This window comes from Streptomyces sp. NPDC014734 (assembly GCF_043083325.1).
Lineage (GTDB): Bacteria > Actinomycetota > Actinomycetes > Streptomycetales > Streptomycetaceae > Streptomyces.
Genome location: NZ_JBIBYN010000042.1, coordinates 15082 through 41877, shown reverse-complemented (window position 1 = coordinate 41877; position 26796 = coordinate 15082). Strand labels below are relative to the sequence as shown.

Here is a 26796-nt window from a genome sequence, read left to right as displayed (position 1 = left end):
ACGCCTCGAAGAACCTCGCCTTCAGGTCTCCAAAATCCACGATCCCCGCAACTCCCTGAACAACAGGGTGTTGCGGGGATCAATAGAACCCGCCTCTCCGCCGGGCCCTTCGGCATGCCGCATGCGCATTCCTCAAGACGTATCTCAAATCCGCATTGTGCAAACCCTGTTCGCCATCTGGGATCTGCTGTAAGTTTCCGGCGCAGCGGAGGGTACGGGCCGCCCTCGGGCCCGCCCCGTCCGCCTCACCATCACGCCCGCGAAGGAGTTCACCTTGCGACGTTCCACGGCACGCACGTACGCCGCCTCGGCCGCGGCCCTGGCCGCTCTGATCACGCCCGTCCCGGCCGCGCAGGCCGACGGCACGGGCAGCACGGCAGCCGCGGCAACGGTGATCGAGAAGGTCCCGTACGCGATGGACTCGTCGAACCAGGCCGCCTGGTGGACGCCTGTCGCCACGTACAAGGGCCGCGGCCAGTACACGTACTTCGCCTTCAACGAGCCCGGCTCGACGGCCGCCACGCACCGTCCGGCCATCGCGCGGCGCGACCCGGACGGGGTCTGGAGCCGCCTGCCGCTGCTCGACAAGAACGGGGCGCAGGCCGAGTTCCCCGACGACAACGGTCACAACCAGTCGTCCGTCGCGCGCGACGGCAGCGGCCGCCTGCACGTGTTCGCCTCCATGCACGCCGACGCCTGGCGATACTTCCGCACCGAGGCCCCCGGCGGGGACGTCACGGACCACGCGGGCGAACTGCCCGACCAGGGCGTGGGCATCACCTACCCGATCGTGACCACCGCGCCCAACGGCGATCTGTACCTGGCCGCCCGCGTCGGTGCCGGCGCCGACCGGCGCCCCGGAAAGCTGTACCGCTGGGACAACGCCGCCTCGCGCTGGAGCGTGGTCACCACCTTCGCCGACGCGCTGAACCGCTCCGTGTACCCCGACGACCTGATGGTGGACGCCGCCGGGCGCGTGCACCTCCTGTACGAGTGGGCCAAGGCCCCGGCGACCGCGTTCCGGCACCAGCTCTCCTACCTGCGCTACGACCCGTCGACCGGCGCCTTCGCCGACAGCGCGGGCGCGGCCGTCACCACCCCGGTGACGCCCGCCACGTCCGACGTGATCCAGGACCTCACCGCGGGCGAGGAGTGGAGCATCGACAACGCCTACACGGGTCCGGCGGTGCAGAGCGCCAAGCTCACCCTCGACGGCTCCTCCCCGAAGGTCGCCTACCGCTACCGTTCGACCGAAAGCAGCGGCAACTTCCGCGTGTACTACGCCTATCCGAGTGGCAGCAGCTGGGTCAGCAAGACCGTGTACGCCGGTGGCCAGACGGCCGCGGCCCTCGGCATCACCTGGGACGCGACGGACACCAAGCGGGTGTACTACGTGGCCTCCTCGGGGACCGACCGTGTCTTCGCCGCGACCCAGGCCGCGGACGGGACGTGGACCTCGCAGTCCGCCGCGCCGGGCGTGAGTGCGGACCGGCTCGCGGTGCGACAGGACTCGGACGGGAACGACGTGCTGTACCTGCCGGACACCGCGCACAACTCGCTCTACTACGGCCGCCGTTGAGAACCGGCCCCGTCGCCGCGCTGACGGCGGGGCGACGGGGCGCCCCTGTAAAGCAAGCTTGACAAGCATCCAGAGGTGACAAGTAAGCTTTACATGTGCGGAACAGCGTCAGGAAACTGCGGTCGTCGCGAGGGCTCTCCCAGGGCCAACTGGGCACGGCCCTCGGCGTCTCACGGCAAACGATCAACGCCATCGAGACCGAGCGGTACACACCTTCCCTGCCGCTCGCCATGTCCATGGCCAAGTTCTTCGAAGTCGGCGTCGAGGAGATGTTTCATGCCGAAGAGAGCCCCGCGGATGACCAGTGACACAGCCAGGCGCTCCGTCCCCGGCTTCTTCCTCGTCGTCGGACTCGCCTGCCTCGTGGCCTCGACCGCCGGAGGCCACCTCGCTCCCGGCCTGGCGGCGTTCGGGATCCTGGCGATCTGCAGTCTTGCCCTGGTGCTGCTGGGGCGCCGGAGCGAGACCTATCAGGGCGTCACCGCGAAGCATCCCGACGAGCGCTTCGCCCGGATCGGAGGGCGCGCCTGGGCCGGCACGGGGGTGGTGCTCACCGTGGGAAATCTCAGCGCCTTCATCGGTGAACTGGCATCCGGACGGAGCGGCGATCCCTACTTCTGGTTCGTGGCCACCGCCGCCATCACCTATATCGCGTTCGTCGCCTTCTGGTCCCGGCACGCCTGAGAAGCCGTCGCCCCGAACGGCTCACCGTCAGGCGTTCACCCCGTCAGCGACGTGACAGCACCGCCGAGAGCAGTATCCCCGGAGCCCGCTCGGCGTCGGGCCGGAAGGCGTGCGGGTCCGGGCGCAGGCAGCTCCCTGTACAGATCTCCCGGCCCGCCCGCCCAAGGGCTGTCCCATAGTCCCTGGTGGGCGCGCGACGACAGCTACGGCACCTCGCGGCGCTGTCGGAACATCCGCATACATCCCGTATGCGCATGTCCCTCCGCCTTGCGATGCACCGCATCCGACGCCGCGCACTGTTCCACCGCGGATTACGGGACAGCCCTGAGAAGCCGTGCCGGGAGGTGCTGCCCGGGCAGCCCGCACCAACCGTCTGTATCCTTTGGCGCGTTGGCGACCTGAAAGACGCTGGACTTCTTTTACTGGGGGATTTCGGAGATGAAGATGTCTCAACGTGCGGTGCTCGGCACTCTCTCGACCATGCTGTTGCTCGGTCTCGCAGGGTGCGGCACTTCCGAAGATTCTGCGGCACCAAAGGACAAGGAGCCACAGAAAGTGGAGGCGGAGACACCTGTCGCCGAAAAACGCGAAGTACCCGAGTCCTGTGCTGCGCTCGACCTGAAGCCAGGGGCGAAACTCGATGGTGCCGCGCTGGGCGTGTGCGTCTCGGAAGCCCTCTCGAGCTACGGGTCGGGCAAGATGCGCCTCACCGCCGACACCTTCGGCGACATCGAGTTCACTTACGATCCCAAGTACAGCTTCCAGGGTGAAATGCAAGGCACCAACGGGCCGTTCAAGATGACTTTCCTGGATGACGTCATGTGGATCGACAACGGCTCGGGCCCCGTCAAGGGCGATCCCAAGTCCGACGACCCCGAAGAACGACTGGTAGGGGCGACCGGCCAGCTTTACCGCATCTACTCGGACTTGGAGCAGACCGCGGAGATGGTGAAATCGCAGCCGGTCTGGAAGGTGGACGAGGCACTCGACCAGATCTCGCTCCCCAACGGTGAGTCGGTGAAGTCCTACAAGATCGTCAGTGACGGCCCCTTCAATTGGAACAAGATACCGGTGAGCGAGTTCATCCTCTGGTTCGGGGACGACTGGATGCCGGTCGGCGATCAGGCCTCGGTGGACTTCATGGGCACGAAAGGCACGCACACCCAGAACTTCTACGACCTCGGTGAACCCGTTACGATCAAGCCGATGAGCTGATACTCCAGCCGTGCACCGTCCCGACCTCGTCACGGTGCACGGCTGGAACAGAGAACAGCGTCAGCCGCTCACGCTCGGCGATCAATCCGTGCATGGTGCGTCGGACATGGATGTTCAGCCGGCTCCACACCAGCACGACCGGCGCCCTGACGAGCTGGCGGAGGACCGGGTGCGGGCCACCGTCACCGCGGCCCGCACCCGGTCCTCCGCCAGCCGTGTGCGGCCGACTCCTGCCTCCAGGCGGACAGCGGGTCCCTCGGGACGGCCGGGGCCTTCGAAAGAGGTCACCCCGACGAACCGAAGTCAGTATCGGCACTCCTGAGTTCCACACGACGAAGCCCTTCCCCCTGCTAGGGGAAGGGCTTCGTCTTCGAGCGCCGGGCAGGCCTTGCACCTGCACCTTCCCGCAGGAAGCGGGACGTCTTTCCTTGGACCACCGACGCACTGTCAGCCACCGCGAGACGCGGCGAACTTGTAAGATCAACTATAGCGCATGCGAACCGTGGGGCCTTCCACCGGAATCCGTGTTCATCTGCGCTCGGCTTCGCCATCCTGGCCGCCGGCCTGGCGGCCCGTTCGAGGGCCTGGTGGTGGGTGAGTCCTCGGCGGCGGTCAGGACGACGAGTTCGAGGGCATGCTCACCCGGCAGCACATAGGCGGTGCGGTACCGAGTACCGAGGGGGGCCGGTCCCCGAGGAGGACGGTGTGGGCGACGCCGCGATCGATCCATGCTGGGGCCAACGCCTCAAGACCCTTCAATCGCGGACCGGAGCCAGGGCGCCTCGTATACCCGCCCAAGGCGTCCGGGAGATCACCGCTTGATCTCAACTGCGCTTGAGGTCATACGGTCTTCACATGACCCGCACGGTGTGCGGTCTTCACACTGAAGTACCTGGAGGGGAGACCCGATGACGACCCAGCAGATCTCCGACATCGAACTCGCCGGACAGCCCGCCGCGTACTGGACCGGTGTCGCCTACGAGGCGCTCATCGCGTACACCCGGGCCCAGCAGGCTGAAAAGGGCTACACCCAGCCCCAGTTCTGGCTGCTGCGCAACCTGTCGGTGAACGACATATCGCCCGACGGCGAGGGGATGACCGTGTCCGAGCTGCGGGAGGCCATGTCCTCCTACATCCGTCCCGAGGACGACCTGGCGGCGGAGGCCGAGGGGCTCCTTGAGCGCGGTTGGCTGGCCCAGGACACCGAGGACCGGCTGTGGCTCACCCCTGAAGGAGAACAGGCCCGCGTCGACCTGGCCCGCAACGCCCCCGCGATCCGCGCCGCCCTCCACGAGGGTATCGACGACGCGGACTACGTCACCACGCTGAAGGTGCTGCAGCGACTGATCCGCAACGCGAGTGGGACGGTCGCCTGATCGACCGCAAGCCGGGGCAAGGCATCCGTGGAACGGATACTCAGACAGAGCTTTGCGGGACAGCCCTTGGTGGAGCCGATGGAGACGAAGTAGAACCCTGCCTTCACCACCTCGCCCCAGGAGGACGTTATTGCAGGAGTTGCTCCGCATGCCGTGGCTCACGTCCGGGAGGAAGGCTCTGACGTGGTCGCGTTCGAGGACCGCATTCCTCGTCCTCTCCCGAGTCCCGCGGTTCCCGTGCGCTCTCCCGGCCTCAGGGGTTCTGACCGGAGAGGTTCCGGCCGGAGGATCCGACGCGGTGGCGGCCCCTCTTCGTGCCCGGCGCAGCCGCCGCATTGGACACGGGTGGGGTCGCGGTACTCAACAGTGCCCTGCCGTCGCCGGGCGCGCGCTCCGGCGCATCGGGACGCGCAGCTCCCGGCAACGACGGTGAGCCTCCCGACATGCGGAGTTCCGGGCATGTGGGTTCCCGGCATGTGGGTTCCCGGCGGGGCGGCTGGAACCCGGCCGGTGGAGGGAGGGCCGGCCAACGGGTATCCGGGGCTCGATCGGCACGTCGGGCGTGACTACGGTCGCTGTCATGGAAGCGAGACACCGGCCCGCCGCGCGGGTGATCTGCCTGGACGCCGCCGACCGCGTGCTTCTGCTGCGCTGGTGCGACCCGGCTGACGGGACACGGCTGTGGGAGCCACCGGGTGGTGGCATCCACCCCGGTGAGACGCCGCTTGCGGCGGCACGGCGCGAGTTGGTGGAGGAGACCGGTCTGGACCCGGCGGCAGTCCTGGAGCGGTCGGTACCGGTCGAACGGGACGTGCGATGGAAGGGCGTGCGGTTCATCGGTTCGGAGGACTTCTTCATGGCGCGGTTCGCCGAGGAACGGCCTTCGCCGGTACGAACCGGGTTGCTCCCCGACGAGCGGATCAGCCTGGACTCGTATGCGTGGGTGCTGTGGTCGGAGCTGGACGCGCTGCCGGACAGGGTCGAGCCGCCACGGATTCCGGCCGTGCTCGCCGCCCTGGTACCGGACGGCCCGTGGTGTGAGGGGCCGCGGTAGGGGCGGGGCACGGCGACTGCAGTACGGGGGCGGCTCGGACGGGCCCCTCTGCTCCCCGGTCGTCAGCCGGAGCCGCGGCGCCCGTCTGCCGGACTTGCCGGTCAGCAGCCGCCGTCGGGCTCCGGCCGCAACGAGGACACCGCCCGGTCGGACTCTCCGGTGAGGTTCCCCGCCTCCCCTGGTTCCAAGAGCCGCCATTCGCCGCCGAAGTTCTTGTTCTGGTACAGGCACCGGTCGGCGCCTGTGCTGTTGAAGACACTGCGCGCCCTGTCGTCGAACCCGGCGGCACGGAGGCCGGGGACGGCGTGACGGGTGGAGAACGTCACGCCCCGGCCCGCACCTCCCCCGTACAGGCAGACACGCTCCTCGCCGCATGCGTAGCCGACGGCTGTTGTTGATGCCGATGCCGTCGTCGTCGTTGTGGCTGCTGTTGTCGTCGTTGTCGTTGCTGCTGCTGCTGCTGCTGCTGCTGCTGCTGCTGCTGCTGCTGGGGAAACCAGCGCGGCGGCCATTGCCGTTCCCGCCACCAGAACTCTGCCGAATGTACTGACCCCGGGCGTCGCGGCACGCCCCTTGCTTCTTCCGTCGGGCAGTGAGCCATCGGTGGCCGCCGTTTCGTACCGGACTCCAGAAACCACCGGATCCAGCCGGTGGGAGGCGATCCGGCGGTTCGTCCGCCTCCACCTGGACAGCGCTCGCACGGTACCCGGTGAGGCCCATCGAGAACTGTGTCCGCGAGGAGACCGGGCCGGGTCGCCGCAGTGGCGGTACCAGCACTCCGCAGCACCGAAACGGAAGGACAACAGCGGCGTCGCGCGTCGTCGAGGCATGTCGTCCTGACCATGTGACGAGCTCCGAGGGCGGTCCCGAACGGTCGACCCGTATAAGCCCGTTGGTCACGGAAGACGGCCCTGGGTCGGTGGCTGTCAAGAGGGCAGAAAGAGCCAGGGCGGAGTGGCGGGGTAGCGGGGAGATTGGCTGTACATCGACAATGCGGTCACCCTTCACCGTCCGGGAGCCACCGGGCTCCCGGGCTGAACCGAGAGGACCGACCATCACCATGCGCAAGCCTCTCCTCGCCACCCTCGCCGCCGTGGCCCTCGGCGCCGCCGCCCTGGTGGGCACCACGGGCACGGCGACCGCGGCAACCGACCACGCAAGCGGGACGACCCCCGCTGCCACGACGGCCGCCGCGCACCCCGCGGGCGGCAAGGCCGTCTCGTCCGCCGCGAGCTCGCCCGCCTCGGTGAGAGCCGCCTCCTTCGCGGGCACCGTGGCCCTCAGCAACTGTTCGGGCTCCCTGATCCGCATGCCGAACTCGCAGGCGACGGACCCGGGGCTGGTCATGACGAACGGTCACTGCCTCGAAACCGGCTTCCCGAGCGCGGGGCAGGTCATCACCGGCCAGTCCTCCAGCCGCAGCTTCACGCTGCTCAACGCCTCGGCCGGCACTGCCGGAACGCTCAAGGCGAACAAGGTCGTCTACGCCACGATGACCGACACGGACGTCACGCTCTACCAACTGACCAAGACCTACGCCGAGATACAGCAGTCCACGGGGATCGCGCCGCTGACGCTGTCCGCGACCCACCCGGTGCAGGGACACGCGATCGATGTGGTCTCCGGGTACTGGAAGCGGGTGTACTCCTGCTCCGTCGACGGGTTCGCCTACCGACTGAAGGAGGGCCAGTGGACGTGGAAGGATGCCGTCCGCTACACCTCCGGGTGCCAGGTCATCGGGGGCACCTCGGGCTCTCCGGTCATCGACACGACGACCGGGCAGGTCACGGCGATCAACAACACCATCAACGAGAGCGGCCAGAGCTGCACCCTCAACAACCCCTGTGAGGTGAACGAGCAGGGGGCCGTCACCGTCCGCAAGGGAATCGGATACGCCCAGGAAACCCACGGCATCCCCGCCTGCTTCACGACGGGCAACGAACTCGACCTGTCGGCCACGGGCTGCACGCTCCCGAAACCGGCAGCGGTCCCGGCACACTGAGTCGGCGCCCGACAGGACGAGGAAGGCCCGTCCGCGCTCCGGCATCCCCCAGCCCCTCGCACGGAGATCAGGCATCCACAGGGGGTGACCGGCGTCGGACGGGTGACCGGCGGGCCCTGGCTCCGTTCATTTCGGGCCTGCAGCGTCCGTCCATTCGTTCCGGCAGCGGTTCGCGTTCTTGAGGCTCGTGGGCGTTCGCGCGAGAGCGGTTCTGGCACAGATCCTGGGGAGCCATCGCGGTGCGTCGTGGCCGGCGTCGAAGACCATCGCGTGGTCAATGTACTCCCGACACCTGAAGCCGGGCCGCCGGCCGCCCGGCTGATCCGCCACTCCGGCGCCCCCGCCTGGATCGCCGCAGCCGACGCCGACCGGCCACCTGGCCTCAGTGACTCTCCGCCCCTCCGGCGACCGGTCTACCGTCGAGCCGTGACATGGGACGAAGCCGAGTATCTCGACTGCCTGCAGACCGAGCGGCGTGGCTACGCATGGGTGATGCAGCATCACGGCGGGCTGACGCCGAAAGAGGCCGGGGAGGCGGCCCTGGAGCGATACCCGTACGAACCGGCTGAGGCGCCGTACCGCGGGCTGATCTTTCACGACGAGGCGTGGCACTGGGCGATGCTGGCGATCCACAGCGATCGGTACGCAGCGGAACACCCCGAGCTGGTTCATCCGTCACCTGAGTACCGAGCTCTTGAGCAACGAGCCGGGGAGCAAGAGGGGGTGGAGCGGTGAGCGGCGTCACGCGGCTTCGGCTCCGGGGGCGGAGGAGGGAGTGTGGGCGAATGGGGCCTTGTGAGCTCGCTCCGGCGCACCATCGGATGGTCCGGGCCGCCCTCCTTGCCACCGCGCTCGCCCCGACCCCGCTCGGCGGCACAGCCGCAACGGCCCCGGCGGTCTCCTCGGCCGACGGCGGGCGTCTCATCCGCGCTCGCGCAGGTACGCCTCCAGCGCTGCGGCGCCGGTCAGCATCGCCCGTCCGCGGGCGGACAGCCGTCCGTGCCAGTCGCACAGCGCGGCCTCCAGCGGTTCCGGCCCGCCGGCCCCCCGCACCTGGGCGATCAGTGGGGCGATCTGCTCCAGTGGGTAGCCGCCGCGCCTGAGCTGGTGTGCCAGCCCGGCGTCCCGGACGTCGGCCTCGTCGTACACGCGGTACCCGGTCCGCGGGTCGCGGCGCGGACACACCAGCCCGGCTCGCTCCCAGGCGCGCAAGGTCGCGGGCCGGATGCCGAGCTTCCCTGCCAGCGGCCCGATGAACGTGCCGCCGGGCCCGGATCCCGCAGTCGGCCCGGATCCCGCACGGGGCTCGGACGCCGTGGCGGGCTCGGGCTCCTTGACGGGTTCCAGGTCGCGAAGGGCTCTCTCCACGGCCCGGAGGGTCAGCCGGTCGTCGAGGAGCTGGGCATGGCTCTCGTCGATGAGGCGGAACGCCTCGTCGACGCCGCCCCGGTTCACCGCCCGCATGATCGATGTGGCCGTCCGGTGGCCGTGGCCCGGAACCAGGGCGAGAAACGCGCGCAGGGCCCCCGCGTGCAGCGAGGTGTAGGTGCGGTAGCCGTGAGGGGTGCGGTCGGCGGCCGGAAGGATGCCGGCCTCCTCGTAGTTCCTGACCGCCTGTGTGGAAAGACCGTGCTCGCGCGCCAGGTCGACCGGCCTGAGCCGCTCACGACTTTGAAGGTTTTTCCCCATGAAGCCGACGGTATCGCGGAAAAGTCTCCACCGAAGCTTCAACGATACCGTTGAGGGCATGGCTACTGACATCAAGGACGCCGTGCACGCCGTCGAGGCCGCCGCCGTCATGGGACTGCTCCCTGCCAGGCCTCGACTGCTCGCGCTGGGCGAGCCCACCCATGGCGAGGACGCACTTCTCGACCTGCGCAACGAGCTCTTCCGACAGCTCGTCGAGGAGGAGGGCTACCGGACCATCACCCTCGAAAGCGACTGTGTGAGCGGCCTGGTCGTGGACGACTACATCACCTCGGGCGCGGGCTCGCTCGACGAGGTGATGGAGCGCGGGTTCAGTCACGACTGGGGCGCCTCCGCGGCCAACCGCGAGCTCGTGCGCTGGATGCGCGCCCACAACGCCCGCGCCGACGACGACGGCAGGCCCGCGTCCGAGCCGGTCCGTTTCGCCGGTTTCGACGGCCCGCTGGAGATCACCCACGCCGCGAGTCCCCGGCGGGCCCTCACCTCACTCCACGACTACCTCTCCGCGCAGGTGGACGCGGAGCTGCTCCCCTGCACCGCGGACGCGCTCGACCGCCTGCTCGGCGCCGACGACCGATGGACCGATCCCGCCGCGATGCTGGATCCGGCCCGGTCCGTGGGGCAGTCGGCCGAGGCCGGCCGGCTGCGGCTGCTCGCCGACGATCTGGTGGCGCTGCTCGACCAGCAGATGCCGCACCTGGTCACGACGACCTCTCGGGACGACTGGGACCGGGCACGCCTGTACGGGCGCACCGCGACCGGTCTGCTGCGCTACCACCACTCGATGGCCGACACCTCACCTGCCCGCATGACCCGGCTGGTGGCCGTCCGGGACCAGATGATGGCCCACAACCTCCTCGCCCTCGCCGAACGGGGGCCCACGCTCGCCCACGCCCAGAACGCCCATCTCCAACGGGAGAGGAGCTCGATGCGGATGTGGGAGGGGCCGGTGGAGTGGTGGAGCGCCGGCGCGCTGGTGAGCGCCCGGCTCGGCGGGGAGTACGCCTTCGTGTCCACGGCCCTCGGCACGATCCGGCACCGGGGAGTGGACACGCCGCCGGCGGACACCGTCGAAGGACTCCTGTACGCGCTCCCGGAGGACCGCTGCGTCGTCGATGCCCCACGGCTGGCCACCGCCCTCGGTGACACCCGGCCCGTGCCCCGCGTATCGCCCTGGTTCGGCTACGCCCCGTTCGACCCGGGCCACTTGGCGAACAGCGACGGCATCGTCTTCCTCAAGGACGTCCGGCGGGCGGAGCAGAGCTCCGCGCCCGTCGGCCGAAGAGGCCGGGCAGGGTCCTGAGGGCCTGCGGTCGTCCACAGTCGGGCCTTTCGGTCGTCCACGAACGGGCCTGCGCCGACCGGGGAACCACGGTCGCCCCGCTGTCCCGCCGTCCTCACCACCCGCAGGCGGGGATCGGGCAGCGGCTCCGACGCTCCGTGCCACAATGCCGCGCATGAACGTTTCGGCCGAGGGAACCATGGCCCAGCGGGTACGCAGCCGGTGGCGTGACCGGGAGGCCCCCGACGGGGACTTCATCATGTTCGCCGACGGCTCTCTCACGGTGATGGATCTGCTGCGCATGCGGTCGTCCGATCGGCCCGACGGTCCCGGTGCCGAGGAGTGGCACTGGATCGAGGCCCTGCGCGCCACCGAGTGGAGCACCGACAACTGGGTGGAGGTCGACTCCGCACTCGCCACACACGCCCATGCGGGAGGCCGTGCCTGGGCGGGAGAGTCGGCCCATCACGGATCCATCGGCTGGGTCGCGCTGACCCGGGACGACGACGAGAGCACCCTCGAATGGCTCGCCGTCTCCAACTGGTCCAATCCGTTCCGCGAAGTCACCCTGGACGACGCCGAGGTGACCGCGGTCAGTACCGCCGGGTGGATCTGGACCTTTCCCCGGGACGCACCCCAGAAGGTGAGGATCACCGAGGACCCCGCCTACCCGGGGAGCCGTCGCTGACGACGAACCGCCACTGACGACGAACCGCCGCCGGCGGGCGGGAGCCGGGTCGAGGCCGAGCCGTTCGGGGCCCGGGGATCATGCTCTTGCCTCACGGCTCTCCTCCCTCGTCGCCGTGGAACTTGGCGTGGGACGGCGGCCGTTCACAGGGCGAAGATCAGCCCGGCCACGGCAGCAGGACCGACGCGCCGACGGCAAGCGGCAGCAGGCAGAAGACCAGCGCGTACGCCAGGGCGAAGCAGACCAGGTGGAAGCGTTGCAGGTCGCGGGGGTACGTGCGCAGTTCCCTGGCAGCGGCCGTGGTGACCGGGCCATGCGCCCACTGGTCGGTGGCGGCCCCCGCGGGTCGTCCGGCGGCCCGGTGGGTGGTCGATCGCCGCCGCATCAGTACGGTCCAGCCGCACAGGCATCCGACCCCGAGCACGGCCAGACCTGTCAGGGCGGCACATGCGCCGGGCCAGTCACCGCGCCCGGCCGCCTCGACGGCGGTCAGCCCCCAGCCCGACGGCAGGGCACGCACCGACGTGCTGAAGGCGCCGGGAAATCCCGTGCTCAGGACCGTGCGCACCAGCGGCTCCAGCACCCAGCCCGAGTGGAGGGCGGCCAGGACGGCCGCGCTGACGAGCGCCGCCGACACGGCTCCGGTCCGGGTCCGTGCGACCTGGCCGAGCACGGCGGTGGCCAAACGGGAGGACAGCACGGTGAAGACGAGTTGAAGCACGGCCGCGAGCACACCGACAACGACGGCCCCGGTGCCGAGGCCGACGGCCACGACCACGAGCCCGGTGAACGCCACAAGGGTCACCGCCGGGCCGATACCGACGAAGGCCGCCGCGAGGTACGTGGTCAGGGCGTGTCGGCTCAGCGTGTGGAGGGCGAAGTGTTCGGGGCGCGGACTGTCGTCCCCACCGTCGAAGATCGCGGGCCCCAGCAGCCAGCCGGCCGTCCACGCGGCCAGCGCGACGCCGAGCAGATCGAACCGGAGCGACTCGACCGCGTAGGGCCGGGCGGCGGTCAGGAGCACGGCGGCGGCGAGTGCCAGACCGACCACGCCGCCGACGATCATCCGGGCGGATCGTTGCCCGGTCATGGAGCTGTGCTGGGCGGCCGGCTTCATCCGGGTCAGGACATCAACCATTCCGGACCCTCCGTCCGGGGCGAGTCGTCGCCGACCGGACGGCGCCGTCGAGACGGGATCGACCGCCTCCAGCGGCCCGTCCAGGACCAGCGGCATCGGCGCGTGCAGAACCAGTGGCTTCGGCTCGTGCAGAACCAGTGGCTTCGGCTCGTGCAGCGACGCGGCGGCCGGGCCGATCTTCTTGCGCATGCCGGTGGAGCACTCCATCATCAGGGTGCGCCCGGAGACCGACGAGCCGAAGCGCCGGGTCCGTGGTTGCCGATCTCATGGTTCCCTCACCACCTACACGGCACGTGCCGTGTCGATAGGTGAGCATGCTGACAGAAAGGCGGAATTGTCAATACGGCACGTGCCGTACCGTTATGGTGGCGGGATGACCGACAAACGCAGCGGTCGCGCCGCTGACCGGACCGAAGCCATCATGCGGACCACATTGGAGTTGGGCCAGGAACTCGGCTACGCCAAACTCAGCATCGAGGCGGTCGCGGCCCGTGCCGGCGCCGGCAAGCACACGATCTATCGCCGCTGGCCGTCCAAGGGAGCCCTGTTCCTCGATTCGCTGCTGTCGCTGAACGAGCCCGACCTGGACTACCCCGACACCGGTGATGTCGTCGCCGACCTGCGCGAGCAGATCCACTCCGCCGTCGACCTCCTGAGTCTCCCACCCCTGGGACCTCTGTATCAGGCTCTGGTGGTCGAGGCCCAGCACGATCCCCAGGTCGCCGCCGCACTCAACGAACGTTTCATCAACCCCCAGGCCGACAAGACCGTCGGCCGTCTGAAGAAGGCCCGCGACCAGGGGCAGTTGTCGCCCGACTTCGATCTGGATCTGGCGATGGCGATCCTGTCCGGTCCGCTGTACTTCCAGTTCCTGATCGCCCGGGAACCGCTGACGCACGCGTACGTCGACCGCCTCATCGACGCCCTCTTCCTCGGAATGCGCCCGAGGAACTGAGCGAACCGAACGAGCCGGACGGGCCGGACGAGCCGGATGAGCCGGGCCGATGTCATGACACGGTGCTCGTGACGCGAGAGGGAGGTGTCCCGGCCATCGGACGGCCGGGACACAGCGGTTCGGGCTCCTCGGCGGCTCAGGCTCCGCAGCAGTCTCCGGACGATGGCGGTTCCTCGGTGGCCGCGGCCGACGAAGTGGCGCCGGTGGCACCGATCCGTACGGCAGCGGGCGCCGGAACGGCGCAGCATCCTGAGCTGTCGGCCGGGTCGGCCGACGGGGCGTCGAAGAGTCCGCCGGGGGAAGGACGTTCGCCGCTCGGGCGTCCCGCTGCCGCAACCCGGTGACCACGAGGCCCCTGCGCCCGGCGCGTTCCCGATCACATCTGCACGTTCCCTGATGCTCAGCCGTTCCTCTCCGGGGTGGTGAGTGCTGCGGGGCCGAACTTCTTGCGCCAGGCGAGTGCGACGTACACGAGTCCGATCAGGACGGGTACCTCGATCAGCGGGCCGACGACCCCGGACAGGGCCTGGCCGGAGGTGACACCGAAGGTGGCGATGGCGACGGCGATGGCGAGTTCGAAGTTGTTGCCCGCCGCGGTGAACGCCAGGGTGGCCGTGCGGTCGTAGGCGAGTCCGAGGGCCTTGCCGAGCAGGAAGGTGCCGAAGAACATGATCGCGAAGTAGACGAGCAGCGGCAGCGCGATCCGGACCACGTCCAGGGGCTGCGAGGTGATCGTCTTCCCCTGGAGGGCGAACAGGATGACGATGGTGAAGAGCAGCCCGTACAGCGCCCAGGGGCCGACCCTCGGCAGGAACCTGGCCTCGTAGTTCTCGCGGCCCGCCTTCCGCTCGCCGATGCGGCGGGTGAGGAAGCCTGCCAGCAGCGGGATGCCGAGGAAGACGATGACGTTCAGGGCGATGTGCCAGACGGAGACGTCCAGGCCCTGGCCGTCGCCGAGGTTCAGCCACCGGGGCAGCAGGTCGAGGTAGAACCAGCCGAGCAGACCGAACGCGACGACCTGGAACACGCTGTTGAGGGCGACGAGTACGGCGGCGGCTTCTCGGTCGCCGCAGGCGAGGTCGTTCCAGATGATGACCATGGCGATGCACCGGGCGAGGCCGACGACGATCAGTCCGGTGCGGTACTCGGGCAGGTCCGGCAGGAGGGTCCACGCGAGGGCGAACATGACCGCCGGGCCGACGATCCAGTTGATGACCAGCGAGGACACCATCAGCTTGCGGTCGCCGGTGACGGTGTCGAGCCTGTCGTAGCGGACCTTGGCCAGGACCGGGTACATCATGACGAGCAGGCCGAGCGCGATCGGCAGGGAGATCCCGCCGATCTCGATCTTCGCCAGCGCGCCGTTCATCCCCGGGATCAGCCGCCCCAGGCCCAGGCCGACGGCCATGGCGAGCAGGATCCACACCGCGAGATAGCGGTCGAGCGTGGAGAGCTTCTTGACGATCGACTCGTCCCCGCCCGACGTGGTGGCGGGTTCGGTGGAGGTCACGGGCAGGCCCTCTTGTTCCCGGCAGCGGTACGGGCGGACTCGGCCAGCGCGGCGAACTGCCCGGAGAGGCCGGCCAGGACCTCGGGGCGCAGCCTGTAGTAGGTGAAGCGGCCGCACGGCTCGGTCTCCACCACCCCGGCCTCGCGCAGCACCTTCAGGTGGTTGGACAGGTTGGTCTGCTTCGCGCCGGTCTCCTCGACCAGGTGCGTCGTGCAGAGCGTCTCGCGGGCCAGCAGGGTCACGATCCTCAGGCGGAGCGGATCGCCCAGCGCACGGATCAGGTCAGTATCGACTGAAGTCAGCATGCACTGATATTTTCACATCACCGCCTGCTGATATCAGCAGAGACTGAAGTCATGGGCGGCTGATGCCGTCCCTGAGACGAGAGAGAACGATCGCCATGGCCGAGTCCTCCGGCAAGCCGTCCGTCCTGTTCGTCTGCGTCCACAACGCCGGCCGCTCCCAGATGGCCGCCGCCTGGCTGACCCACCTGGCCGGGGACCGCGTCGAGGTCCGCTCCGCCGGCTCCGACCCCGGTGACGCGGTGAACCCCGCCGCCGTCGAAGCAATGGCCGAGGTCGGCATCGACATCGCCACCGAGACCCCGAAGATCCTCACCGTCGACGCCGTCCGCGAGTCCGACGTGTGCGTCACCATGGGCTGCGGCGACACCTGCCCCGTCTTCCCCGGCAAGCGTTACCTCGACTGGAAGCTCGACGACCCCGCCGGACAGGGCGTCGAGGCCGTCCGCCCCATCCGCGACGAGATCAGGACCCTCGTCGAGGGGCTCATCGCGGACATCGCCCCGGAGAGCGCGATGTGAGCGGGTGCGCGAGGTAGGTGCCATCGGCTCCGGGTCCGGGAGTGCCGGGTCGCCGACCGGCCCGACGTCACGTTCCGCCCGGTCTGCGCGCTGCTCGCCGAGGAACGTCGGCAGCGACGGGCACGGCGCCCCTACCGTGCCTGGCCGTCCGCGTCGCAGGACACCGCGACGGTGTGCACTCCCGTCCGCTCCGGACGCACCCCTACCGGCTCCACGCCCCTCCTCGCCGATGCCGCGCGCGTCAGGCTTCGTCCGAACGGGACAGCGCTTCGGTGATCATGCGGGTGGCGAAGTCGGGGTCGTCGGTGATGCGGTTGATGTGCTCCGCGAGCAGGAAGGCGGTGACTTCCAGAGGAGTCATCTCCTTCTCGGTCCAGTCCCCGTACTGCTTGCGCCACAGGTTGGGGCTCAGGCCGGTGCCCGCGGCGATGACCAGGCCGGCCATGATGGGGATGGCTTCCGTGGGAACGCTCCTGGGCATCATGCGCATCGTGGCCACGAGGGTGGGCACCACGTACTCGATGACGTCCTTGTCGTGGTCCTCGTGAATCTTCCGCAGCCACGTCATGAACATGAAAATGAGCGTGCACGCGCCGTCCAGCACGTCATCTGCCCCGTCGGGGCCCAGCGACGCCATGAACTGTTCGATCAGCGCCTGCTGTTCGGGGTCGGTCTCGGTCTTGCCGTCGTGGATGCCCTTGAGCCGAGAGTCGATCACCATGAGCGCTGCGCCCACATCGCCGACGGGAGCGTGCTGGGGGTCGTAGGGCGATGACACAGATTCCTCCTCCGGTGGCCGCGATGAGTAACACGGCGTGTCCGTACAGTAGACGGCCGACGGAACGGGCGCCGGTGGCCCATCGCCTTTACGACATCGGCGTGTTGAGCGACCTCCGCACGTGCCGCGCAGGGTGGCCGCGGACGGTCGCCGTCGGCCGCGCTGTCGGACCTCGGCCGCACTGTCGGACCTCGGCCGCACTGTCGGACCTCGGCCGCACTGTCGGCCCTCGGCCGCGCTGTCGGACCTCGGGTGCGCGTCAGGCCGTGCGGTCCGTGTCGATCAGGGCCACCAGGGCGTCGATGCCGCCCGCCGCCGCGATCTGTTCGGCCAGGGCCCCGGCCCGGTGCCGGTAGTCGGGTTCGGCCAGTACCCGGCGGGCCGCCGCACCCAGTGTCCCCACCGACGGGCGGTTGGTGCGCAGCCCGATGCCCGCCCCCGACCAGGAGACCCGGGCGGCCACCTCCGCCTTGTCCTCGGTGGCTCCGGCGACCACCAGCGGGACCCCGTGGCGCAGCGCGAAATGCACACCGCCGTATCCGCCGTTGGTGACCATCAGGGCGGTGCGCGGCAGCAGTTCGTCGTACGGCAGGAACGCGGCGGTTCTCACGTTGCCGGGCAGGCCGGCCTCCCAGGCCGGTGTGGCGCGGCCGCAGGTGGCGACGACGACGGTCACGTCCTCTCCCGCCAGGGCCGCGACCGCCGGGTTGATCAGCTCGTCGAAGTCGGTGTTGGCCGCCGTTCCCTGGGTGACCAGGACGACCGGGCGTTCGTTGTCGAGGTCGGTCCACCAGTCGGGCAGCGGATGGTCGCTCGTGGAGCTGCGGCCCAGTGGGCCGATGAAGTGCACAGGCGCGACCGTCCCGGGCCGCGGGTACTCGAAGTCCGGGACGGTCAGCTGTACCAGGTCGTCCGCGAGTGCGGGCCAGTCGAGGAACAGGCCGGGCAGCGGGCGACCCGTGATCCGCCTGCACAGCCGCGACAGGTCCCGCTGCTGCGGCGGGGAAGACCACCCGCCGCACCAGTGTCGTCAGCGCCCGGTTGCGCAGTCGGCCCAGCGGTCCGCCGCGCGGCGCCAGGCCGAGCCCGAACGGGGCGACGTCGGGGCCCGTCAGCGGCAGCGGGACGATGCCCGCCAGCATCAGCCGCGGGCGGCGGTCGCGGGGCAGCAGGGCCAGCGGGACCGCGCCGAGGAACAGTGGTTCGGCCAGCACGGCATCGATACCGTGTGCGTCGATCAGGGCGGTGACGGTCTCGTACTGCGGCTCGGCGGCGCGGAAGAACATGTGGTCCAGGTCGAAGCGCATCGCCGCGAGGCCCCGTTTCCCGGCCCGTTCCGGATGCGAGTCGGCCCAGGTGTCGTCGAAGTCCACCGCCCGCGGCAATGGCGCGAAGTCGGCCCCGGTGGCCCGGACCCGGTCGGCGAAACGTCGGCCCGTCAGCAGCACCACGCGGTGTCCGGCCGCGACCAGGCCGCGGGAGACCGCCAGCAGGGGAGTGACGTGACCTTCCGCGGGCGACGAGCAGATGAGTACTGCGGACATGTGCGGCTTCCCCCTCCGCCGAGGGCCTCCCGCCATCCCTGATGAGTCACGGAACAGCCCTTACCATTGACCAACACCGGAAAGTATTGACTACCCTTGAAGGAAGGTCAAATGAGTGGGGCGGAACGCCGTACCTACCGATCGGCGCTGCGCACCGAGCAGGCCGAAGCGACGCGGCGGCGGGTCCTCGCGGCAGCCGCGGACCGCTTCGCCGAGCGCGGGTACGGGCACACGAAACTCGCCGAGATCGCCGCCGACGCCGGGGTCTCGGTCGAGACGGTCAAGGGGTACGGGCCCAAGCGCGCCCTCCTGCTGGCCGCCTTCGAGCAGGCCTTCGCCGGATCCGAGGGTTCGGCACCGCTGCTGGAACGCGAGCCGTTCACGGCCATCGAGCATCTGGAGGGCGAGGCCTACCTCGCTGCGGGAATCGAACTGATCGCCACCGCCAACGCCCGCTCGGCGGGCCTGTGGCGCGCCTTCGTCAGCGCCGCGGACACGGAGGCCGATGTCCGGGCCGTCCTCGACCAGTTGCTCGACCGCCGCCGCGCCGACATCGGGGAGACCGTCGCCCTCCTGCGCCGCCGCGGCCTCGTGGAAGGCGGCGAGGACGCGCGGATCGCCGCGGCCCTGTCCTTCGTGCTCTCCCCGGAGGGGTACGAACAGCTTGTGCTCGACGCCGGGTTGACCGAGCGCCAGTACCGCGACTGCCTGGGCAGGCTCGTCGCGGCCGTGCTGCGTCCCGGCCCGTGACCGCGCCCCCGGCGCAGGGGCCCGTCCCCCGACGCTCCCGGGTCCTCCCGCCGGGCGGGTGATCACCGTCGACGCGGAGTTCTCCGTCGCCCCGGCCCCGGCGGTGCCATCGTCGCGGACGGCGCCGGGGAGCCGGCCGGGCTGCTCCACGAGGGGGCACAGGCCCTGGTCCAGAACGCGTTGCCGCCGCTCAGTCGGCAGGAACGGACCGAGGCGGTCAGGTCGGCCCTCGCCACGCTCGTCCGGCCCGGCGTGACCAGCCGCACCGGGCCCGGGCTCGGCCCCGGCGGCGGCATCGTGCGGGGGCACTCGGGCCGGAGACCCTCGACGTCTGCCGTCGGCTGCTTGCCGACGGCGAACCGGCCGTCCGCGTCCGCGTCGGCGTCCTGCTCCTGCTCCTGCTCCTGCTCCTGCTCCTGGCCGACGGGCCCCCGCGCCCGCCCCGCCTCCCTGCCGCCGGACGCCCGGGACCACCGCGCATGACTGTCGCGGAAGACCCGCCTGTAGTAAGTTAGCGCTAACGGTAGCGCTAACTTAACCGTTGTGACCGCCTCCGCCACACTCGCTGAAGGTGCTTCCATGACCGACTACCGAGGGCTCACCTGGGACCATCCGAGAGGCACGGTCGCCCTGCGCGACGCCGCCTCGCGTTTCTCCGCAGAGGACCACGAACACACTCTCACCTGGGACAGCCAGCCCCTGGAGGGGTTCGAGTCCCACCCCGTCGATGATCTGTGCGCACGCTACGACCTCGTCGTCCTCGACCATCCGCACCTCGGGGACGCGCTGGCGGCCGATGCGCTCCGGCCGCTGGACGAGCTGCTTCCCGCGGCGGTCGTCGAGGAGTGGCGGGCCACGACCGTGGGCGCCGCGGCCCACTCGTACACCCTCGACGGCAGGCTGTGGGCCGCGCCGCTGGACGTGGCGACCCAGGTCGCCGCCCTGAACCGGGCATCGGTGTCCGGGCCCCCGCGGACGTGGGACGAGGCACTGGAGCTGTCCGGCACGGCTCCCGTCGCGCTCTCCCTCGCGGGGCCGCACGCCCTGCTCACCTACTTCTCGCTGTGCGTGGCCCTCGGCGAGCCCCCGGCCACCCGGGCCGACGCGGTGCCGTTGGTCGGCAGGGCGACGGGGGTGACGGCGCTGGAGATGATGCGCGACTTCTTCGACCGCTGCGACCCCGCCACGTCCGAGCTGAACCCCATCGCGCTGCTGGAGCGGATCGCGGACGGGCGGATCGCCTACTGCCCCCTCGTCTACGGCTACGTCAACTACGCGTCGGCCGAGGGGAGTCCGGTGCGCTTCGCGGACGTACCCCGTTGCCGACCGGGTGGACGGCTCGGTTCCGTACTGGGGGGAACGGGGCTCGCCGTCTCGCGCCGGACTCCGGTGACCGAGGAGCTGGTCCGGCACATCGTCTGGCTGCTGTCCGCCGACGCCCAGCGGGAACACCTCCCCCGTCACCGGGGACAGCCCGCCCGCAGGGAGGCGTGGACCGATCCCGCCGTGAACGCGCACAGCGGCGACTTCTACACCGACACCCTCGCCACCACGGAGAGCGCCTGGGTGCGTCCCCGCCACCCCGGTTACACGGTGTTCCAGCAGGCGGCCTCGGCGATCGTCCGGGACGGGCTGCTGACGGACCGTCCGGCCCGAGCGGTCCACGACGACCTGGAAGCACTCCACCGCGATACGGCACGCTCCGCGACGGGGGACTGAGCACGTCGGCGGGCACCGCCGACGCGGCACACGACAGGCACAGAACCGCGCACACCATCAGCGGACCGCGCACGGCGCCACCGAGGACGCGGCCGGAGCAGGACCACGGCCCCGGCCCTCGGACGCCGACCGGTCCTCCACCGAAAGCAGGTCCCCATGACGACCGACAGCCCCATCGCCACGGTGACGCCGGAGCTCACCGCCGAAGCCGCACTCCCCCGGGACGGCACGGCGGGGAGCCTCCTCGCCAGGATCTGGAACCCCGAGGCGGGCGGCCCCTCACCGGCCGCCGTCCGCGCGGACGGCGTCTACGACATCTCCGGCGACTTCCCCACCGTTTCCCGGCTGTGCGAGGAGCGGCGGCCCGCCGACGCGCTCGGCCGGGCGACCGGGACCCGGATCGGGAGCCTCGACGAACTGCTGGCGCGGACCGTCCGGCACGCCGACGACCCGGCGGTGACACGCCTGCTGGCCCCGGTGGACCTCCAGCCGGTGAAGGCGGCCGGTGTCACCTTCGCGAACTCCATGGTGGAACGGCTGATAGAGGAACGGGCCAAGGGCGACGCGGGCGCAGCCGCGGCCATCCGCGCGGAACTGGCCGAGGTCCTCGGCGGCGATCTGCGCAGTCTGCGCCCGGGTACGCCCGAGGCGGCCGAGGTCAAACGGCGTCTGGTGGCCCGGGGCGCCTGGAGCCAGTACCTGGAGGTCGGCATCGGGCCCGACGCCGAGATCTTCACCAAGGCGCTCCCGCTCTCGGCGGTCGGCCCGGGCAGCCGCGCCGGGGTACTGCGCGAGTCGGAGTGGAACAACCCCGAGCCGGAGATCGGCCTGGTGGTCTCCTCGCGGGGCGAGATCGTCGGCGCGACCCTGGGCAACGACATCAACCTCCGTGACTACGAGGGGCGTTCGGCACTCCTGCTGCCCAAGGCCAAGGACAACAACGCCTCCTGCGTGCTGGGTCCGTTCGTCCGGCTCTTCGACGACACCTTCGGCCTCGACGACGTCCGGTCCGCGACCGTGCGCCTGGAGGTGCACGGCACGGACGGCTACCTGCTGAGCGGCAGGTCGTCCCAGGGGCAGACCAGCCGCGAACCGGAGGACCTGGTGCGGCAGTTGATGGGAGAACACCACCAGTACCCGGACGGGGTCGTCCTGCTGCTGGGCACGATGTTCGCGCCCGTCAACGACCGCGGTGAGCCCGGACGCGGCTTCAGTCACCGCACCGGGGACGTGGTCCGCATCTCGACACCGGAGCTGGGCACGCTGGCCCACGAGGTCCGGGACACGCAGGACTGTGTGCCGTGGACCTACGGGGTGGGGGAGCTGATGACCGGGCTCGCACGCCGCGGCCTGTTGTGACGGCGGGCCGGTCGGCGGGTCCGCGGGACCGGCCCGCCGGACACCCCGTCCCCCGCCCCGGCCCCGGGGCGTCCGTCAGCGCCTGAGGGCCTGCCCGGGTGGCCACCCAGGCAGGCCCTCAGGCGCTGCCCCGTCGGCGGATCTCGAAGCCCATGTCCACCTTCGACGACTCCGGCTGCTCCCCCCGCATCCGCGTCAGCAGCATGCGGGCCGCCTCCCGGCCGATCGTGGTGTTGGGGAGGGCCACCGTCGTCAGTCCGGGCCGCAGCAGTCGCGACAGCTCGAAGTCGCCGAACCCCGACACCGCGATCTCGTCCGGTACGGCGATGCCGCGGGAGGCCGCCGCGAGGAGCGCTCCGTTGGCGTAGATGTCGGTGGCGAAGACGAGGACGTCGCTCTCGGGGTGTTCCCGCCGGGCGATGTCCAGCAGTTGTCCCCCCGATTCCAGGGTGAGCGGGTGGGCGGAGGCGTCGACCACCCGTGGTTCGCGGCCCGGCCAGTGGACCTCCACCGCGCGCAGGAAGCCGTCGAGCCGCCGCCGTGAACGGTGGTCGCCCTCCAGCAGCGAACCGACGAAGCACGGGGCCCGGTACCCGGATTCGTGGAGGCAGGAGACCATCGCGTACATGGCGTCCTCGTTCGAGAAGCCGACGAGGGTGTCCAGCGGGGTGTCGATCCAGTCCCAGGTCTCCACGACGGGGACCCTGGACGCCTTGAGTATCTTGATCACCGCCGGGCTGTGCAGGGCGCCCGTCATGAAGAAGCCGTCGGGACGGCGGCCGAGCAGCGAGCGGATGAGTTCCTCCTCCCGCTTGTCGTCGTAGTCCGTGTAGCCGAGCAGGAGTTGGTAGCCCTCCGGGGCCAGCACCGACGACAGGCCGGTGAGCGTCTCGGAGAAGATCGAGGCCGAGACCGAGGGGATCACCGTCGCGACGATCTTGCTGCGGTTCGACGCCAGGTTGCGCGCGGACAGGTTGGGCACGTATCCGGCCTCCTGCAACGCGGCCCGCACCCTGTCCCTGGTCTCCGGGCTCACCTCATCGGGTATCCGCAGGACCCTGGAGACGGTCTGCGCCGATACTCCGGCGATCGCGGCGACATCCTGGAGTGTCACGGACCGGGTACCGGAGCGGCGCCGGCGAACCCGGTCCGCCGCGACGTCGCGGCTGCTCATGCTGGGCCTCGCCCCTCTGTGCCGAGTGATGATCGTCAATTGCGTCGCGCACAACTCTACGCAGTCGCGCCGCCGCTCCGGGCGCGCGCCGGGACGCCGGGTCCACGGGCGGCGACGCCCCCGTACCGCCGGCCGTGGACATCGGTGTTGTGCGGCCGATGTCGGTGATGTTTCCCCCAAGGTCTTCTGTTAGCGCTACCGATAGCGCTAACATTCCTCATGTGCGCAGGGCTCGTCCCCTTTCGCTCTCTTTCCGACTCTATGTGAAGAGGCTGCTCATGAAGGTTCTCGAAGGGATCCGTGTACTCGATCTCTCGATCGCGATGTCCGGACCGTTCGCCGCCATGAAACTGGCCGACCTCGGAGCCGACGTGATCAAGGTCGAGCCCACCACGGGTGAATGGCAGCGCCACGCGGCGGCCGGTGGCGCCCGGGGCAACGAGGTCAACGCCTCGTTCCTCTCCCTCAACCGCAACAAACGCAGCCTGTCCGTCGACCTCAAGTCCGAGGAGGGCGGCAGGCTGCTGCGCGAACTCGTCGCGACAGCGGACGTGTTCCTGCAGAACTACCGCCCGGGAGTCGCCCAGCGCCTCGGCGTGGACTACGAGACGCTCAGGGCCATCAAGCCGGACCTGGTGTACGTCTCCGTCTCCGGATACGGCGAGAGCGGGCCGTACGCGAAACGACCCGGCCAGGACCTCCTCCTCCAGGCCATGAGCGGGGCGCTGTTCAGCGCCGGTGAACCCGGCGCCGCGCCGACGGCGGCTCCGTACTTCCTCGTCGACGCCTTCGCGGCCTACTCCGCGTTCGAGGGGGCCCTCGCCGCGCTCTTCCACCGCCAGCGCACCGGACAGGGGCAGCTCGTGGAGGTCAACATGCTCGACGCGATCATCGCCGCGCAGATGCAGGAGATCACCGTGCGCACGGTCGGCGGGGTGCGCCAGAGCCGTAGCGAGCGGATCCATGCCCACAGCTACATTCGTGCCCCGTACGGGATCTATCCCACCCGGGACGGATATCTGGCGCTCTCCTTCGCCGAGCCGGCGACCCTGGCCGAGCTGATGCGCGACCCCCGGCTGGCCGCCTACGAGGCGGAACGCGACGGCTTCGCCGGGCGTGACGAGATCTCGGCGCTGGTCGAGGAGAACCTGCGCGAGGAAACCACCTCCCACTGGCTGGAGACACTCGGCTCGGCGGGGGTGTGGTGCGGGCCCGTCTACGACTACGACCAGCTGATGACGGACCCGCAGGTCGTGCACAACGGCTCGTTCGTCACCTACGAGCACCCCACCGAGGGGACCGTCACCACCCCCGGCTTCCCCTTCAGACTGGCCGCCGCCCCGCAGACCGTGGAGCGTCCCGCCCCCGTCAACGGCCAGCACAGCCGACAGGTACTGAGCGAACTCGGCATCCCCGGGGACGTCATCGACCGGCTGGCCGAGGACGGCGTCGTCCACTGCGCCTCCGCCGGATGACCGCGGCACCCGTCCTCCACCCCGAGGGCACGCGTCGAGCGCAGCGAGAGGGCTGAGCACACCCGTCAGAGAGATGATCCATCACAGCAACGGAGCAGACATGGATACGTCCCCCACCCCCGCCCCCACACCCGACAGAGCCACCACCCGGGCCCGCAGGGCCTCGATGGCCTCGGCCGTGGGCAGCCTCGTCGAGTGGTACGACTTCGGCCTCTACGGTGCCGCGGCGACCCTGATCTTCAAGGACTACTTCTTCGGCACCGACGATCCGTTCGTCGGGCTCATGGCGGCGTTCGCCACCTTCGCGGTCGGCTACTTCGCCCGTCCCTTCGGGGGCATGGTGTTCGGGCATCTCGGCGACCGGATCGGCCGCAAACCGGTCATGGTGGTCACCCTCGCGCTGATGGGTGTCAGCACCACCCTGATCGGTGTGCTGCCGGGCCACGACAGCGTGGGCGTCCTCGCCCCGTTGCTCCTCGTCGTCCTGCGACTGGCCCAGGGGCTCGGCGCGGGAGCCGAGTACGCCGGCGCGGTGGTGCTCTCCTCCGAGTCGGCTCCGCCCGCACGGCGCGGGTTCTACGCGTCGTGGTCGGGTGCGGGCGTGTGGATCGGCTCGGCACTGGGACTCTCCGTCTTCCAGGGCGTACTGGCGCTCACCGGGGACAGCTTCTACACCTGGGGATGGCGACTTCCCTTCCTGCTCAGCCTGGTGCTGCTGGCCGTCTCGTTCTACATCCGCCGCAAGGTGACGGAGACGGACTCCTTCGAGGCGGTCAAGGAGTCCGACGACGCGCCGAAGGTCCCGCTCGCCCAACTGCTGCGCACCGAGAAGCGCCGGCTCCTGGTCGCGCTGGGATCCAACGTCATCCTGAGCGGATACTCCTACATCCCCCAGGTGTGGATCCTGAGCTATCTCACGGACAACGTCGGTCTGGCGGCCGGTCTCGCGCTGGCGGTGAACGCCGTCGTGCTGGTGTCCGGGGCCGCCTTCATGCCGTTCTTCGGCGCCCTCGGCGACCGCGTCGGACGGCGCAGGCTCTTCCTCTGCGGGACCGCCTTCGGGATCCTGTGGCCCTTCCCTATGTTCGCGCTCATCGACACCCACAGCACCCCCGTGATCATCGCGGCGCTGGTGGTCTGCTTCGTCTGTTCCGTCACCGTCTGCTACGCCGCCCAGGCGGCCTTCCTCCCCGAGATGTTCCCGCCCTCCCTGCGCTACTCGGGCGTGGCCTTCGCCCGCGAGACGAGCGGTGCGATCCTCGCCGGGACGACCCCGCTGGTGGCGACCGTGCTGTACAGGGCCGCGGACAGCTGGTGGCCCATCGCGCTCTGCATGGTCGTCTACGCCACGATCGCACTCGTGTCGGTCCACTACTCGAAGTACTTCAGGTCGGACGCCCGCCAGGGCACCGAGACCGACTTCGCCGCGGAGGAGGCCTGGGTCTCCGGCCCGGCCGACGGCGGCCCGACGGCGAAGGCGGTGGCCTGACATGCGGCTCGTGGAGCGCTACTTCGAGGACTACACGGTGGGCGAGACCCAGGAGGGCGGCTCACGGACGCTGGACCAGGGCGACATCAGCGCCTTCGCCGGGCTCACCATGGACTTCCACCCGGCACACATGGACCGGGCCTTCGCCGAGGAGCGGTTCGGCGGCCGGCTCGTGCACGGGGTGCTCACCTTCGGGCTGGTCGTCGGTCTCACCGTCGAGTACAACCCGCGCGCGGTGGCGTACGGCTACGAACGCATCCGCTTCCCCCGGCCCGTCCTGGCCGGCGACACCGTCTCGGCACACGGCGTCGTCACCGAACTGCGCGATCACCGCAGGCCCGGCATCGGGCTGGTGACCAAGCAGTACACCGGCACCAACCAGAACGGCGAGACGGTCCTGTCCTGCCTGCACATCCTGGCCGTCGACCGGCGCGGCTGAAACCCGCCCACCGGGGGCGCCGCCCCTCCGCGGCGCCCCCACCGCCCCCGGCGGCA

At 70.2% G+C, this 26796-nt stretch carries 30 protein-coding genes; 22 read left to right on the top strand and 8 right to left on the bottom strand.

Features of this window, described 5'->3' with window-relative positions:
• The 7 genes from ACF1CT_RS36685 to ACF1CT_RS36655 form a co-directional block, all read left to right on the top strand.
• Nucleotides 1–193: hypothetical protein (locus ACF1CT_RS36685; RefSeq protein ID WP_391788374.1), on the top strand; the 193-nt coding region annotated here is incomplete at its 5' end.
• Nucleotides 194–274: 81 nt separating this feature from the next.
• Entirely contained in the window at nucleotides 275–1579 is a 1305-nt protein-coding gene (locus ACF1CT_RS36680) for a BNR-4 repeat-containing protein (protein ID WP_391788373.1), read from the top strand.
• Between the two features lie 95 nt (nucleotides 1580–1674).
• Nucleotides 1675–1887: a helix-turn-helix transcriptional regulator gene (locus ACF1CT_RS36675; RefSeq protein WP_391788372.1), complete on the top strand. Its 213-nt coding sequence runs from the start codon at nucleotides 1675–1677 to the stop codon at nucleotides 1885–1887.
• Complete coding sequence (locus ACF1CT_RS36670; protein WP_391788371.1) at nucleotides 1877–2263, top strand: hypothetical protein; 387 nt, start codon at nucleotides 1877–1879, stop codon at nucleotides 2261–2263. Before ACF1CT_RS36675 ends, ACF1CT_RS36670 begins: the two co-directional genes overlap by 11 nt.
• 438 nt (nucleotides 2264–2701) lie before the next feature.
• The gene (locus ACF1CT_RS36665) at nucleotides 2702–3478 is read left to right on the top strand and encodes a hypothetical protein (RefSeq protein WP_391788370.1); all 777 of its coding nucleotides are present in this window, start codon (nucleotides 2702–2704) and stop codon (nucleotides 3476–3478) included.
• 908 nt (nucleotides 3479–4386) lie between these two features.
• Nucleotides 4387–4854: a MarR family winged helix-turn-helix transcriptional regulator gene (locus ACF1CT_RS36660; RefSeq protein ID WP_391788369.1), complete on the top strand. Its 468-nt coding sequence runs from the start codon at nucleotides 4387–4389 to the stop codon at nucleotides 4852–4854.
• A 580-nt stretch (nucleotides 4855–5434) separates the two neighbouring features.
• Entirely contained in the window at nucleotides 5435–5908 is a 474-nt protein-coding gene (locus tag ACF1CT_RS36655; protein WP_391788368.1) for an NUDIX hydrolase, read from the top strand.
• 101 nt (nucleotides 5909–6009) lie between these two features.
• On the opposite strand, the gene ACF1CT_RS36650 is transcribed toward ACF1CT_RS36655, so the two are convergent.
• Nucleotides 6010–6234 carry a peptidase inhibitor family I36 protein gene (locus ACF1CT_RS36650; RefSeq protein WP_391788367.1) on the bottom strand — a complete coding sequence of 75 codons (225 nt, stop codon included), beginning with the start codon at nucleotides 6232–6234 and terminating at the stop codon, nucleotides 6010–6012.
• 47 nt (nucleotides 6235–6281) lie between these two features.
• Here ACF1CT_RS36650 and ACF1CT_RS36645 point away from each other — a divergent pair, with 47 nt between their 5' ends.
• From ACF1CT_RS36645 to ACF1CT_RS36635, 3 genes are all read left to right on the top strand, one after another.
• Nucleotides 6282–6458 (top strand): hypothetical protein, encoded by a 177-nt coding sequence (locus tag ACF1CT_RS36645; RefSeq protein WP_391788366.1) that lies wholly within the window; start codon nucleotides 6282–6284, stop codon nucleotides 6456–6458.
• Between the two features lie 510 nt (nucleotides 6459–6968).
• The gene (locus tag ACF1CT_RS36640) at nucleotides 6969–7910 is read left to right on the top strand and encodes a serine protease (RefSeq protein WP_391788365.1); all 942 of its coding nucleotides are present in this window, start codon (nucleotides 6969–6971) and stop codon (nucleotides 7908–7910) included.
• A 426-nt stretch (nucleotides 7911–8336) separates the two neighbouring features.
• Nucleotides 8337–8645: a hypothetical protein gene (locus tag ACF1CT_RS36635; RefSeq protein WP_391788364.1), complete on the top strand. Its 309-nt coding sequence runs from the start codon at nucleotides 8337–8339 to the stop codon at nucleotides 8643–8645.
• Between the two features lie 186 nt (nucleotides 8646–8831).
• Here ACF1CT_RS36635 and ACF1CT_RS36630 read toward each other — a convergent pair whose 3' ends face one another.
• A complete protein-coding gene (locus tag ACF1CT_RS36630; protein ID WP_391788363.1) occupies nucleotides 8832–9599 on the bottom strand; it encodes a TioE family transcriptional regulator in 768 nt (255 codons plus the stop codon).
• Between the two features lie 58 nt (nucleotides 9600–9657).
• Between ACF1CT_RS36630 and ACF1CT_RS36625 the strand changes: the two genes are divergently transcribed.
• Both ACF1CT_RS36625 and ACF1CT_RS36620 read left to right on the top strand, forming a co-directional pair.
• A complete protein-coding gene (locus ACF1CT_RS36625; RefSeq protein WP_391788362.1) occupies nucleotides 9658–10920 on the top strand; it encodes an erythromycin esterase family protein in 1263 nt (420 codons plus the stop codon).
• Between the two features lie 154 nt (nucleotides 10921–11074).
• The gene (locus ACF1CT_RS36620) at nucleotides 11075–11587 is read left to right on the top strand and encodes a hypothetical protein (RefSeq protein ID WP_391788361.1); all 513 of its coding nucleotides are present in this window, start codon (nucleotides 11075–11077) and stop codon (nucleotides 11585–11587) included.
• Between the two features lie 157 nt (nucleotides 11588–11744).
• On the opposite strand, the gene ACF1CT_RS36615 is transcribed toward ACF1CT_RS36620, so the two are convergent.
• Nucleotides 11745–12914: a hypothetical protein gene (locus ACF1CT_RS36615; protein WP_391788360.1), complete on the bottom strand. Its 1170-nt coding sequence runs from the start codon at nucleotides 12912–12914 to the stop codon at nucleotides 11745–11747.
• A 184-nt stretch (nucleotides 12915–13098) separates the two neighbouring features.
• Here ACF1CT_RS36615 and ACF1CT_RS36610 point away from each other — a divergent pair, with 184 nt between their 5' ends.
• A complete protein-coding gene (locus ACF1CT_RS36610; protein WP_391788359.1) occupies nucleotides 13099–13680 on the top strand; it encodes a TetR/AcrR family transcriptional regulator in 582 nt (193 codons plus the stop codon).
• Nucleotides 13681–14080: 400 nt separating this feature from the next.
• On the opposite strand, the gene arsB is transcribed toward ACF1CT_RS36610, so the two are convergent.
• Together arsB and ACF1CT_RS36600 are read right to left on the bottom strand one after the other, a co-directional pair.
• Nucleotides 14081–15190 carry an ACR3 family arsenite efflux transporter gene (gene arsB / locus ACF1CT_RS36605; protein WP_391788358.1) on the bottom strand — a complete coding sequence of 370 codons (1110 nt, stop codon included), beginning with the start codon at nucleotides 15188–15190 and terminating at the stop codon, nucleotides 14081–14083.
• On the bottom strand, nucleotides 15187–15495 hold the full coding sequence (locus ACF1CT_RS36600) for an ArsR/SmtB family transcription factor (protein ID WP_391788357.1): 309 nt from the start codon (nucleotides 15493–15495) through the stop codon (nucleotides 15187–15189). Before ACF1CT_RS36600 ends, arsB begins: the two co-directional genes overlap by 4 nt.
• A 95-nt stretch (nucleotides 15496–15590) precedes the next feature.
• On the opposite strand from ACF1CT_RS36600, the gene ACF1CT_RS36595 reads away from it, so the two are divergent.
• Nucleotides 15591–16013, top strand: a complete 423-nt coding sequence (locus tag ACF1CT_RS36595) for an arsenate reductase ArsC (RefSeq protein ID WP_391788356.1) — start codon at nucleotides 15591–15593, stop codon at nucleotides 16011–16013.
• A 241-nt stretch (nucleotides 16014–16254) separates the two neighbouring features.
• Here ACF1CT_RS36595 and ACF1CT_RS36590 read toward each other — a convergent pair whose 3' ends face one another.
• Together ACF1CT_RS36590 and ACF1CT_RS36585 are read right to left on the bottom strand one after the other, a co-directional pair.
• Nucleotides 16255–16791, bottom strand: coding sequence for a hypothetical protein (locus tag ACF1CT_RS36590; RefSeq protein ID WP_391788355.1), 537 nt, complete (start codon nucleotides 16789–16791; stop codon nucleotides 16255–16257).
• 259 nt (nucleotides 16792–17050) lie between these two features.
• Complete coding sequence (locus ACF1CT_RS36585; protein ID WP_391788377.1) at nucleotides 17051–17689, bottom strand: glycosyltransferase; 639 nt, start codon at nucleotides 17687–17689, stop codon at nucleotides 17051–17053.
• Between the two features lie 61 nt (nucleotides 17690–17750).
• Between ACF1CT_RS36585 and ACF1CT_RS36580 the strand changes: the two genes are divergently transcribed.
• The 5 genes from ACF1CT_RS36580 to ACF1CT_RS36560 all read left to right on the top strand — a co-directional run bounded on the left by ACF1CT_RS36580 (nucleotide 17751) and on the right by ACF1CT_RS36560 (nucleotide 22163).
• Entirely contained in the window at nucleotides 17751–18377 is a 627-nt protein-coding gene (locus ACF1CT_RS36580) for a hypothetical protein (RefSeq protein ID WP_391788354.1), read from the top strand.
• A 69-nt stretch (nucleotides 18378–18446) separates the two neighbouring features.
• Nucleotides 18447–19085 (top strand): TetR/AcrR family transcriptional regulator, encoded by a 639-nt coding sequence (locus ACF1CT_RS36575; RefSeq protein ID WP_391788353.1) that lies wholly within the window; start codon nucleotides 18447–18449, stop codon nucleotides 19083–19085.
• A 108-nt stretch (nucleotides 19086–19193) separates the two neighbouring features.
• A complete protein-coding gene (locus ACF1CT_RS36570; RefSeq protein ID WP_391788376.1) occupies nucleotides 19194–19568 on the top strand; it encodes a hypothetical protein in 375 nt (124 codons plus the stop codon).
• A gap of 96 nt (nucleotides 19569–19664) precedes the next feature.
• Nucleotides 19665–20804, top strand: coding sequence for an ABC transporter substrate-binding protein (locus tag ACF1CT_RS36565; protein WP_391788352.1), 1140 nt, complete (start codon nucleotides 19665–19667; stop codon nucleotides 20802–20804).
• A 156-nt stretch (nucleotides 20805–20960) separates the two neighbouring features.
• Nucleotides 20961–22163 (top strand): fumarylacetoacetate hydrolase family protein, encoded by a 1203-nt coding sequence (locus ACF1CT_RS36560; protein WP_391788351.1) that lies wholly within the window; start codon nucleotides 20961–20963, stop codon nucleotides 22161–22163.
• A 118-nt stretch (nucleotides 22164–22281) separates the two neighbouring features.
• On the opposite strand, the gene ACF1CT_RS36555 is transcribed toward ACF1CT_RS36560, so the two are convergent.
• Complete coding sequence (locus ACF1CT_RS36555) at nucleotides 22282–23337, bottom strand: LacI family DNA-binding transcriptional regulator (protein ID WP_391788350.1); 1056 nt, start codon at nucleotides 23335–23337, stop codon at nucleotides 22282–22284.
• A 278-nt stretch (nucleotides 23338–23615) separates the two neighbouring features.
• Here ACF1CT_RS36555 and ACF1CT_RS36550 point away from each other — a divergent pair, with 278 nt between their 5' ends.
• The 3 genes from ACF1CT_RS36550 to ACF1CT_RS36540 all read left to right on the top strand — a co-directional run bounded on the left by ACF1CT_RS36550 (nucleotide 23616) and on the right by ACF1CT_RS36540 (nucleotide 26740).
• Nucleotides 23616–24812 carry a CaiB/BaiF CoA transferase family protein gene (locus tag ACF1CT_RS36550; RefSeq protein WP_391788349.1) on the top strand — a complete coding sequence of 399 codons (1197 nt, stop codon included), beginning with the start codon at nucleotides 23616–23618 and terminating at the stop codon, nucleotides 24810–24812.
• 100 nt (nucleotides 24813–24912) lie between these two features.
• The gene (locus tag ACF1CT_RS36545) at nucleotides 24913–26301 is read left to right on the top strand and encodes an MFS transporter (protein ID WP_391788348.1); all 1389 of its coding nucleotides are present in this window, start codon (nucleotides 24913–24915) and stop codon (nucleotides 26299–26301) included.
• A 1-nt stretch (nucleotide 26302) separates the two neighbouring features.
• Nucleotides 26303–26740, top strand: a complete 438-nt coding sequence (locus ACF1CT_RS36540) for a MaoC family dehydratase (RefSeq protein ID WP_391788347.1) — start codon at nucleotides 26303–26305, stop codon at nucleotides 26738–26740.
• The last annotated feature ends 56 nt before the right edge of the window (nucleotides 26741–26796 follow it).

What these genes read in the sequence shown, in the direction of transcription:
- ACF1CT_RS36555 (WP_391788350.1), bottom strand. Translation starts at nt 23,337, where the DNA reads ATGAGCAGCCGCGACGTCGCGGCGGACCGGGTTCGCCGGCGCCGCTCC.
- ACF1CT_RS36625 (WP_391788362.1), top strand. Translation starts at nt 9,658, where the DNA reads ATGGCTACTGACATCAAGGACGCCGTGCACGCCGTCGAGGCCGCCGCC.
- ACF1CT_RS36565 (WP_391788352.1), top strand. Translation starts at nt 19,665, where the DNA reads ATGACCGACTACCGAGGGCTCACCTGGGACCATCCGAGAGGCACGGTC.
- ACF1CT_RS36665 (WP_391788370.1), top strand. Translation starts at nt 2,702, where the DNA reads ATGAAGATGTCTCAACGTGCGGTGCTCGGCACTCTCTCGACCATGCTG.
- ACF1CT_RS36600 (WP_391788357.1), bottom strand. Translation starts at nt 15,495, where the DNA reads ATGCTGACTTCAGTCGATACTGACCTGATCCGTGCGCTGGGCGATCCG.
- ACF1CT_RS36540 (WP_391788347.1), top strand. Translation starts at nt 26,303, where the DNA reads ATGCGGCTCGTGGAGCGCTACTTCGAGGACTACACGGTGGGCGAGACC.
- ACF1CT_RS36670 (WP_391788371.1), top strand. Translation starts at nt 1,877, where the DNA reads ATGACCAGTGACACAGCCAGGCGCTCCGTCCCCGGCTTCTTCCTCGTC.
- ACF1CT_RS36640 (WP_391788365.1), top strand. Translation starts at nt 6,969, where the DNA reads ATGCGCAAGCCTCTCCTCGCCACCCTCGCCGCCGTGGCCCTCGGCGCC.
- ACF1CT_RS36545 (WP_391788348.1), top strand. Translation starts at nt 24,913, where the DNA reads ATGGATACGTCCCCCACCCCCGCCCCCACACCCGACAGAGCCACCACC.
- ACF1CT_RS36655 (WP_391788368.1), top strand. Translation starts at nt 5,435, where the DNA reads ATGGAAGCGAGACACCGGCCCGCCGCGCGGGTGATCTGCCTGGACGCC.
- ACF1CT_RS36560 (WP_391788351.1), top strand. Translation starts at nt 20,961, where the DNA reads ATGACGACCGACAGCCCCATCGCCACGGTGACGCCGGAGCTCACCGCC.
- ACF1CT_RS36575 (WP_391788353.1), top strand. Translation starts at nt 18,447, where the DNA reads ATGAGTGGGGCGGAACGCCGTACCTACCGATCGGCGCTGCGCACCGAG.
- ACF1CT_RS36615 (WP_391788360.1), bottom strand. Translation starts at nt 12,914, where the DNA reads ATGCGCAAGAAGATCGGCCCGGCCGCCGCGTCGCTGCACGAGCCGAAG.
- ACF1CT_RS36660 (WP_391788369.1), top strand. Translation starts at nt 4,387, where the DNA reads ATGACGACCCAGCAGATCTCCGACATCGAACTCGCCGGACAGCCCGCC.
- ACF1CT_RS36620 (WP_391788361.1), top strand. Translation starts at nt 11,075, where the DNA reads ATGAACGTTTCGGCCGAGGGAACCATGGCCCAGCGGGTACGCAGCCGG.
- ACF1CT_RS36630 (WP_391788363.1), bottom strand. Translation starts at nt 9,599, where the DNA reads ATGGGGAAAAACCTTCAAAGTCGTGAGCGGCTCAGGCCGGTCGACCTG.
- ACF1CT_RS36645 (WP_391788366.1), top strand. Translation starts at nt 6,282, where the DNA reads ATGCGTAGCCGACGGCTGTTGTTGATGCCGATGCCGTCGTCGTCGTTG.
- ACF1CT_RS36550 (WP_391788349.1), top strand. Translation starts at nt 23,616, where the DNA reads ATGAAGGTTCTCGAAGGGATCCGTGTACTCGATCTCTCGATCGCGATG.
- ACF1CT_RS36595 (WP_391788356.1), top strand. Translation starts at nt 15,591, where the DNA reads ATGGCCGAGTCCTCCGGCAAGCCGTCCGTCCTGTTCGTCTGCGTCCAC.
- ACF1CT_RS36610 (WP_391788359.1), top strand. Translation starts at nt 13,099, where the DNA reads ATGACCGACAAACGCAGCGGTCGCGCCGCTGACCGGACCGAAGCCATC.